This is a genomic window from Castellaniella sp. (assembly GCF_034007085.1).
Lineage (GTDB): Bacteria > Pseudomonadota > Gammaproteobacteria > Burkholderiales > Burkholderiaceae_B > Castellaniella.
In genome coordinates, this window is the sequence record NZ_JAVERO010000078.1 from 1 (window position 1) to 9,682 (window position 9,682).

The 9,682-nt window shown below is 59.6% G+C and carries 5 protein-coding genes; 4 read left to right on the forward strand and 1 reads right to left on the reverse strand.

Going from position 1 to position 9,682, the window contains the following annotated elements:
• Positions 1–135: 135 nt before the first annotated feature.
• Positions 136–1,932: a PhnD/SsuA/transferrin family substrate-binding protein gene (locus tag RBR29_RS07980; RefSeq protein ID WP_320348458.1), complete on the reverse strand. Its 1,797-nt coding sequence runs from the start codon at positions 1,930–1,932 to the stop codon at positions 136–138.
• A 339-nt stretch (positions 1,933–2,271) separates the two neighbouring features.
• Between RBR29_RS07980 and RBR29_RS07985 the strand changes: the two genes are divergently transcribed.
• The 4 genes from RBR29_RS07985 (at position 2,272) to RBR29_RS08000 (ending at position 9,463) form a co-directional block, all read left to right on the forward strand.
• Positions 2,272–4,416 (forward strand): hydantoinase/oxoprolinase family protein, encoded by a 2,145-nt coding sequence (locus RBR29_RS07985; RefSeq protein ID WP_320348459.1) that lies wholly within the window; start codon positions 2,272–2,274, stop codon positions 4,414–4,416.
• An 11-nt stretch (positions 4,417–4,427) separates the two neighbouring features.
• Positions 4,428–6,752 carry a hydantoinase B/oxoprolinase family protein gene (locus RBR29_RS07990; RefSeq protein WP_320348460.1) on the forward strand — a complete coding sequence of 775 codons (2,325 nt, stop codon included), beginning with the start codon at positions 4,428–4,430 and terminating at the stop codon, positions 6,750–6,752.
• 24 nt (positions 6,753–6,776) lie between these two features.
• Entirely contained in the window at positions 6,777–7,283 is a 507-nt protein-coding gene (locus tag RBR29_RS07995; protein WP_320348461.1) for an acetone carboxylase subunit gamma, read from the forward strand.
• Between the two features lie 197 nt (positions 7,284–7,480).
• Positions 7,481–9,463: a sigma-54-dependent Fis family transcriptional regulator gene (locus RBR29_RS08000; protein WP_320348463.1), complete on the forward strand. Its 1,983-nt coding sequence runs from the start codon at positions 7,481–7,483 to the stop codon at positions 9,461–9,463.
• Positions 9,464–9,682 lie beyond the last annotated feature (219 nt).

A 9,682-nucleotide genomic window follows, 5' to 3' on the forward strand; every position in this document is an offset into this window, starting at 1 on the left:
GGCGCAGCATGCGCATCGAGGAAGGCTTGTGCGCTGTCATAGTCGCGCACGGTCCAGCCGACCGATTCCAGCAGAAAGATCAGCGAACGCCGGAAGGCATCGTCATCATCGATCAGGTAGATGGTGGTGCAGGATTCAGCATTCATGAGCAGGGAGCGCCAGTGTGAAAATCATGCCGGGGCCGTCGCCAGCCAGGCGGGCATCGAGTCCGCCCTCGTGGACTTCCGCAATGCCTTCGCAGATCGACAGGCCCAGGCCCAGCCCGTCTTCCTTGGTGGTGCGGAAAGGTTCGAACAGCTGTTTCAGGGTCAGGCCGTCCAGTCCGTGTCCGTAGTCGCGGACGGTGATCAGGACCAGGCCGTTGTCCAGGGTCAGGCCGACATGCATGCGTTTTTCCTGTTCGGGCAGTTGGTGCATGGCGTCCAGGCCGTTCTTCAGCAGATTGAGCAGAATCTGCTGGATCTGCAGTGCATCAACATGGATGCAGGTCGAGTCTGGCAGCCGGTTGTCCAGCATGATGTCGGGCGGGATCGACAGCATGCTGCGAAACAGGGCGATCGTGTCTTCGACCAGGGTGCGTGCCTGGCGCATTTCCCGCTTTGGGGGGCGCTTGCGGGTGAAGTGGCGGATGCGTTGCAGGATGCCGGCGGCCGTTTCCGCCTGGGCGATGATTTCTGTCGAGGCCTGCCGCACGGCATCATCCGTCAGTGTGCCGCGTTCCATTCTGCGCAGCAGGCTTTGCCCGTAATTCGTGATGCCGGCCAGGGGTTGGTTCAGTTCATGCGCGAGCGTGGCGGACAGTTCCCCCAGGATCGATAGGCGCGACAGGTGCTGCGCCTGTTCCTGATGCACGCGCAGGCGTTCGCGGATGACATTGCCCTCTGTCAGCGCGGCCTGGAGCGCAGCGGTGCGCTTGTGCACCAGATATTCGACGCGCACGGTGTAGAGAATGCCGCACAGCAGCAACAGCAGGGCCATGGCCAGGAAGGGCCAGTATTCCCGTGCCAGGGCGCGCAGCGAGGGTTCGCGCAGGTAGGCGTAGGGACCGATCTGCAGTTCGCGGAACAACTCATGCACGGACTGGTAGTCTGCGGGCACGGTCCAGGAAAGCCCTTGTCCATCGGGCGGCATCTGCAGCAATGCGATGGCCACGGCGCGTGAGAGGGCTGGATCGGTATGACGCAGGGATGCGATGGGCCAGTCGGGATACAGCCGGGTGGACACGGCGCAGGCCAGACGGCCGTCCGCTTGCGGGGACAGCACGCGGAAATGCGTCTGCCAATCGGGGGTCGATTCCAGTATGCAGGCGCGCACGATGCCGGCATCGGCCTTGCCGTCAAGGACGGCCTGCAGCACGTTTTCCATCGGCAGGCCGGTGTAGAGCCGGCCTGCCAGGTGTTTTCCCGGGTCGATGCCCAGCGCTTTCAGTTCGCGCCAGACGATCTGGTAGCCCCCGAATCCTTCGGGCGTGGCTGCCGCCAGCCGCTGGCCGCGCAGGTCGGTCAATTGCTTCAAGTCCGTGCGGTCGCTGCGGGCGACGACCGCAGCGCCCAGGGTCTGGTCGGTCGGGCTGTATTCATGCTGCAGCGTGGCGATGCGGCTGGCGCCCAGGCTGGTTTCCAGTTCGACGTAATGGCCGGGATTCGTCAGGACGAAGTCGATGGTGCGTTCGCGCACGGCTTGCTGCAGTAGAGCGTGGTCCGCCTGCACCAATTCGAAGACGCGGGGCGCCAGTGCGCGATTCAGATGCGCCAGCGTGGGCTGCCAGGCGGCCTGCGTGAAATGGGCGCTGCGGTAGGCCAGGACGCCGATGCGGATCGGTGTCTGGATGCCGGGTTCTGGCGATGGCGCAGCCGCGCCTGCCTGGCCGCATTCTGCCACCAGGAATAGCGAGAGCAGTAGGCCGGACAGCCAGGCCGGGAACATGCGCATGCAGACATGGTATCCAGGCGCGGAGGAAACGCGATGGTCTGGCAGCCAGTGGATTTGATTCGTATCAAGAGACTGTGGTGCCTGTCATCGGTGTCTGGAGCACGGACTCAAAAAATCGACCGATTCCTGACGGTTCGGCCGGAAATCGGACGGTCGCTCAGGCGCTCTGACAGGCTGTCTCCGCATGCGCGTAAACCCTGGTTCGACTCATAAAAAACAAATTGAATCAAGCGATTGCCTTGTTCTAATGACTTGGTGCGAAGTGTTGGCATGGTTATTGCATGACTGTCATGAGCGCAATAGACGCTCGTTCGATCTACGATTTACAGGAGACTCCTCATGCAAGTGCAATCGAGAGTACAGGTGCTGGGCATCGATGCCGGTGGCACGATGACTGACACCTTTTTTGTCCGAGATGACGGTCGTTTTGTCGTCGGCAAGGCGCAGAGCAACCCCGACGATGAGTCGCTGGCGATTTATGAATCGTCGCAGGACGCGCTGGTTCACTGGCAGCGAACGGTCGAAGATGTGTATCCAGAACTCGTGACCGGGGTTTATTCGGGTACGGCCATGCTTAACCGTGTACTGTCGCGCAAGGGTTTGAGCGTGGGCTTGATTTGCAACAAGGGTTTCGAGCAGACCCATTCGATGGGCCGGGCCTTGCAAAGCTACCTGGGCTACGCACTGGAAGACCGAATTCACCTCAACACCCATCGCTATGACGAACCGCTGGTGCCGGTATCGAGCACCCGGGGCGTGACCGAGCGTACGGATGTGCTGGGCCAGGTGGTGATCCCCCTGCGTGAAGATGAGGTGCGCCAGGCTGCGCGCGAACTGGTGGATACTGGCGCGCAGGCGATTGTCATCTGTTTGCTGCAGTCGCACAAAAATCCATCGAGCGAACGGCGTGCCCGCGACATCGTACAGGAAGAATTACGCCGCTTGAAGTCCACGATCCCGGTTTTTGCCTCGGTGGACTACTACCCATCGCGCAAGGAAAGCCACCGGATGAACACCACCATCCTGGAGGCTTATGGTGCAGAGCCATCGCGCCAAACGCTCAAAAAGGTCAACGATCGCTTCAAAAAGCACGGAGCCAAGTTTGACTTGCGCGTCATGGCGACGCACGGTGGCACGATCAGTTGGAAGGCCAAGGAACTGGCGCGCACCATCGTGTCCGGCCCCATTGGTGGTGTGATTGGCTCCAAATTGCTGGGAGAGGCACTGGGTGATGAGAATATTGCGTGTTCCGATATCGGCGGCACCAGCTTTGACGTCGCTCTGATCACCAAGGGCAATTTCGCGATCAAGTCCGATCCGGACATGGCGCGCCTGGTGTTGTCACTGCCCTTGGTGGCCATGGACTCGGTGGGTTCCGGGGCAGGCAGTTTCGTGCGGTTGGATCCCTACAGCAAGTCGATCAAGCTTGGCCCCGACAGTGCGGGTTACCGCGTGGGTACCTGCTGGGCCGACAGTGGACTGGATACGGTTTCTATCTCGGATTGTCACGTTGTGCTGGGCTATCTGAACCCGGATAACTTCTTGGGGGGAGCCATCAAACTGGACGTGGAGCGCGCACGGCAGCACATCAAGGAGCAGCTGGCCGATCCACTGGGGTTGTCGGTGGAAGATGCTGCCGCAGGTGTCATCGAACTGCTGGATTTGACGCTCTCTGAGTATCTGCGTGCCAATATCAGCGCCAAAGGCTACAACCCCGCTGACTTTACGTGCTTTTCCTATGGTGGCGCTGGACCGGTTCACACCTATGGCTATACCGAAGGGGTGGGCTTCAAGGATGTGGTGGTGCCCGCCTGGGCTGCCGGATTCTCGGCCTTCGGGTGCGCCTGCGCCGACTTCGAGTACCGCTATGACAAGTCGGTCGATATCGGTGTCGCCCAGCATGCGCCGGATGCAGACAAAGAGGCGGCTTGCCGATCCCTGCAGCAGGCTTGGTCCGAGCTGGCGGTCAAGGTGGTTGATGAGTTTGTGCTCAACGGCTACAAGCCCGAGGATGTGCTGCTGATCCCTGGCTACAAGATGCAATACATGGGTCAGTTGAATGACCTGGAAATCGTCTCGCCCGTCAGCAGTGCGGCCACGGCAGCCGACTGGGACAGCATTGTCGAATCGTACGAGAGCACCTACAGCCGCGTCTACGCACGCTCGGCGCGCTCGCCGGAACTGGGTTTTTCGATCACGGGCGCGATTCTGCGCGGCACTGTCGTGACGCAAAAACCCGTGCTGCCCGAAGATCCCGATGCCGGCCCTACGCCGCCCAAGGAAGCCTATCTTGGGACCCGCCCGTTCTATCGCAAAAAACATTGGGTCGATGCCCCATTGTGGCGCATGGAAAGCCTCAAGAGCGGCAACCACATTGTCGGCCCCGCCATTATCGAATCCGATGCCACCACCTTCGTGGTGCCGGAAGGCTTCGAGACGACGCTTGACAAGCATCGCCTGTTCCACCTCAAGGAAAGCAAATAAGGAGACATACCATGAACATGATGAGCAACAAGGAAACGGGCTTTGCCGATCTGTTGAAGAACGGCCAGACCCTGAAGGAGTTTCGCGACGGAATTATCGAGCGCACTCAGGCGACCGGCCACTACAACGGACTTGAAACGCTGGAGTTTCGCGATAGCGATCCGATCGGTTACGAAAAGCTGTTTTCCAAATTGCGGGGCGGTTTGGTGCATGCCCGTGAGACAGCCAAGAAAATTGCCGCCAGTCCCATCGTCGAGCAGGAAGGCGAGCTGTGCTTTACGCTCTACAACGCCGTTGGCGATTGCGTGTTGACCTCCACCGGGATCATCATTCACGTCGGCACCATGGGGGCGGCGATCAAGTACATGATCGAGAACAACTGGGAGGCCAACCCCGGCATCAACCCTGGTGACATGTTCACCAACAACGATTGCTCGATCGGTAACGTCCATCCTTGCGATATCGCCACCATCGTGCCGATCTTCTGGGAGGGCCGGCTGATCGGCTGGGTGGGTGGTGTGACGCACGTCATCGACACGGGCGCGGTCACGCCGGGCTCTATGTCCACCGGGCAGACACAGCGCTTTGGCGACGGCTATATGATCACCTGCCGCAAGACGGGGGTGAACGATGTGCCGTTGCGTGACTGGCTGCATGAGTCGCAGCGTTCGGTACGCACCCCAAAGTACTGGATTCTCGATGAGAAAACGCGCATTGCGGGTTGCCATATGGTCCGGGAGCTGGTCGAGGAAGTGATTCGTGCCGATGGCATCGAGGCCTACGAGAAGTTCGTCTACGAGGTTATCGAGGAAGGTCGGCGCGGCTTGCAGAGTCGCATCAAGGCCATGACGATGCCGGGTAAGTACCGCAAGGTATCGTTCGTGGACGTGCCTTACCAGCACGAGGACGTGCAGGTCTCCAATGCGTTTGCCAAACTCGATTCCATCATGCATTCGCCTTGCGAGATGACGATCAAGGCTGATGGCAAATGGCGCCTGGATTTTGAAGGCGCGAGCCGCTGGGGTTGGCATACGTTCAATGCCCACCAGGTAGCCTTCACGTCGGGCATCTGGGTGATGATGTGTCAGACACTGGTGCCCACTCAGCGGATCAACGACGGGGCCTACTATGCCACTGAGTTTCGTTTGCCCAAGGGAACGTGGTGCAACCCGGACGATCGCCGCACTGGCCATGCCTATGCCTGGCATTTCCTGGTTTCCGGTTGGGCTGCGCTGTGGCGCGGCCTGAGCCAGTCGTACTTCAGCCGTGGCTATCTTGAGGAGGTCAATGCAGGCAATGCCAATACATCCAATTGGCTGCAGGGCGGAGGGGTCAATCAGGACGGCGAAGTCCATGCGGTCAATAGCTTTGAAGCCAGTTCCTGCGGCACAGGCGCTTGTGCGGTGAAGGACGGTCTGAACCATGCCGCCGCCATCTGGAACCCGGAAGGTGACATGGGCGACATTGAGATCTGGGAGATGGCTGAGCCGTTGCTCTACCTGGGCCGCAACGTGAAAACCAATTCGGGAGGTTACGGCAAGTATCGCGGGGGTTGTGGTTTCGAGACCCTGCGCATGGTCTGGAACGCGCAGGACTGGACCATGTTTTTCATGGGCAACGGTTACATGAATAGTGACTGGGGCCTGATGGGAGGTTATCCGGCGGCCACTGGCTACCGCTTCGAAGCCCATTCGACTGGCCTGAAGCGTCGTATTGCCAATGGGGAAAGCCTGCCATTGGGCGGGGACATCGATCCAAGTGCACCGACTTACGAGCATCACATCGATGCCACGGCCGAGGTCAAGCGCGACAAACAGTGCATGACCACCGAGGATTGCTACGACAACCACGACCTGTACCTCAATTATCTGCGTGGTGGTCCTGGTTTCGGTGACCCGATCGACCGCGATCCCAAGGCGATCGAAAACGATCTGAATCAGAAGTTTCTGCTGCCTGAGTATGCAGAGAAGGTCTATGGTGCCGTGTTTACCCAGGATGCCAAGGGCGTTTATACGGTGGATGCGGCCAAGACCCGGACCCGTCGCTCGGAAATGCGCAAGGAGCGCCTGGCGCGTGCGGTCCCCACACGGGAATGGATGAAGGAAGAACGCCAGCGCATTCTCAACAAGGACGCCTCGACCCAGGTACAGCATATGTTTGCTACCAGTTTTTCTCTGTCCGAGAAATTCACCAGGCAGTTCAAGGATTTCTGGAGCCTGCCGGACGATTGGGAATTGCGCGAGGAAGACCTGGGTGTGCCGACCTATGGCGCCAAATACCGCATGGATCTGTCGCTGCTGCCTGATGTCACGACGGTTGTGCAAGTGGAAGAGTAATTACATCAATCAAGGAGTCAGCAAATGTCCACCTATACCAATGAGCAGGTCGCTCGCCTTGTGGATGGTTCTTTGAACTGGGAGACTGTTTTTCGCATGCTCTCCATGCCCAAGGACAGCGGTCGCTTCGAGCAATATCTGGCTGCCCTGCAGGCACAGGTGAAATTCCCTGATCGCATCATTCTGCCCCTGGGGCCGCATCTCTATATTGTGCAATCGGCCAAGACCAAGCGGTGGGTGACGCAGTGTGACTGCGGCCATGTCTTTTGCGATTATCGAGAAAACTGGAAGATGCATGCCCATATCTACGTGCGCGATACGGAGGCGGCCATGACTGAAGTCTATCCACAGTTGATGGCCCCGGACACGCAGTGGCAGGTGTATCGTGAATACTATTGCCCCAGCTGCGGGACCATGCATGATGTAGAGGCACCGACGCCCTGGTACCCTGTGATCCATGATTTCGAGCCTGATATCGAAACGTTTTACAAGGAGTGGGTGCACATGCCGGTGCCCGAGCGTGTCGATTGATGCGACAGTGACTCGCTAGTGGAACTGGTGTGCGGTCTGGCTGGTGGTTTGCGTATCCGGCCAGGCCGCACCCGTTGGACACCAGAGCTGCTGTTGTGAGCTTTGGGCAGCCTTTGCGTCGTGGATCGTACAGAACGTTTAGAATAATCTGGCGCATCCCTTGAAACAGGCCGGGTACACGGCCGCAGGAGACAAGCATGGCGCCTGAAAGAAAGGATTCTTTTTCCAATCCCCAGGATGAATCTGCAGTCATGAATGCGTGGCACGTGTTCCTGGACGGCGGAGAGCGGCCTGTTGATTCGTTGCGTGCCTTGGTGGATGCCTCATGGCAACGTTCCCTGGATGCCAGGGTGGATCCCCGTATGCGCAGCGGTCCCAGGCCGCTTGCGGAAAGCGACCTGTACCTGTTGCGAGAGCGACAGCGGGAATTGCTTGAGGCCAGTGCGCCCGTGATGGCCCATGCACGGGATTTTCTGGCCGAAACCGGCACTTTGATGGCGGTGGCCGACACCTGTGGCACCATCCTGAATACAGAGGGGGACTTGCCGGCCATTGACTCGGCCGAAGCCATTCATCTGATGCCGGGCGTGACCTGGTCGGAGGGGGTGTGCGGCACCAATGCCATTGGGACTGCACTGGCTGTGGGCAAGCCGGTGCAGATACACAGTGCCGAACATTTTTGCGAAGGCATCAAGCACTGGACATGTTCGGCGACTGTGATGCGCCATCCATTGGATGGAGAGGTGGTGGGGGTGCTGGATGTCTCAGGACTGTCCCAGACCTACAATCGTCAGACGCTGGCGTTGGTGGTCACTGCGGCCAGCCGCATCGAGGCCCGGCTGGCTGCGGCAGAAATGGAGCAGCGCTATCGTCTGCTCGACCAGGCCATGGGGCGTCTGTCCGGTGCGGATGGTGTCGTCTTGTTTGACCGGCGTGGGAATGTAGTCAGGGCCAATGAATATGCTGCGCTGGCCATTCGTTCGGCAGACGGTGAGTTGGAACTGGAGCGGGGGCGGTGTCGTGTGCCTGGTCTTGCTGTGGGGCGACAAGGACGGCTTGCTGCAGCCCCGTTGCCATCCTGGATGAAATCCGAATGGCTGGAGCCCTTGTTCGTCGGTGACAAGCCTTTGGGCACGCTGCTGGTGGTGCCACGACCTCCCGCGTCAGGGGTGCGTGTTCCTACGGGGGGCACGCTGACTGGTGCCGTATCCCGCAGTGATCCGGATGCCGATCCATTTGCGGCCATTGTCACGACGGATCCGGGCATGCTTGCCACGATCACCAAGGCGCGGCAATTGGCCCGAGCACGGATGCCGGTACTGCTGCAGGGTGAAACCGGGGTTGGCAAGGAAGTGTTTGCGCGGGGTATTCACGGCCACAGCGGTGGGCCTTTTGTTGCCTTGAATTGTGGTGGCTTGTCGCGTGAACTACTGGCCAGCGAACTGTTCGGCTATGCAGATGGGGCGTTTACCGGGGCGCGCAAGGGTGGGATGGCCGGAAAAATCGAAGCGGCTGATGGCGGGACCTTGTTTCTTGATGAAATCGGAGAGATGCCCCTGGATATGCAGCCCGCTTTGCTGCGGGTGCTCGAACAGGGCGAAATTTACCGACTGGGCGAGAATACGCCGCGGCGCGTCAACTTCCGGCTGGTGGCGGCCACGTATCGTGACTTGCGCCAGGAAATCGCTGCAGGGCGTTTTCGGATGGATTTGTTCTACCGGATCGCTGTCATGCAGTTGCGCATTCCTGCGCTGCGCGAACGTCAAGGCGATATCGAGGTGCTGGTGCGGCACTTTCTCGAGCGTTTCAGAGGCGAGCAAGGCCAGGGCCCCCAGAACATCGATCCCGATGCCTTGGGGATTCTGCGTGCTTATCCTTGGCCGGGCAATGTACGGGAACTGCGCAATCTGATTGAGGGCCTGGTGATGCTGTGTCAGGAGCCTTCCATCACTTGTGCGCATCTGCCGCATGAGTTTCAGACGGTGCACAATACTGTGCTGCCCGGCCTGGGCCGTTCAGGAGGCTCCATGTCCATGGCTGAAGGTGAGGAAGCCTTGATTCGGCAGGCCATCCAAGCCAGCGGAGGGAACCTCACCCGGGCCGCGCGTAAACTGCAGATCGCAAAGAGCACGTTGTATGCAAAGATGCAGCGTTATGGCCTTTCGCGGGATGATCAATAGCCTTGGGGACTTCCAGGTCGGGTCTGTTGCCGAACGCTGCAGACTGCGTCGCGCCAGCCAACTGCGGTAAGCTTACGTTTTTGCGGCTCTTCCGGGGGCCTGCAAACTCTTCCGGTCCTTTTGCATGCGCGCCTCCCCATCCCCCGACGCCGATGGCTATTACCGTCTGACTGTGCCCCTGTTGCTGACCGTCGCGTTGGTGGGGGTGTTCGCCTTCAT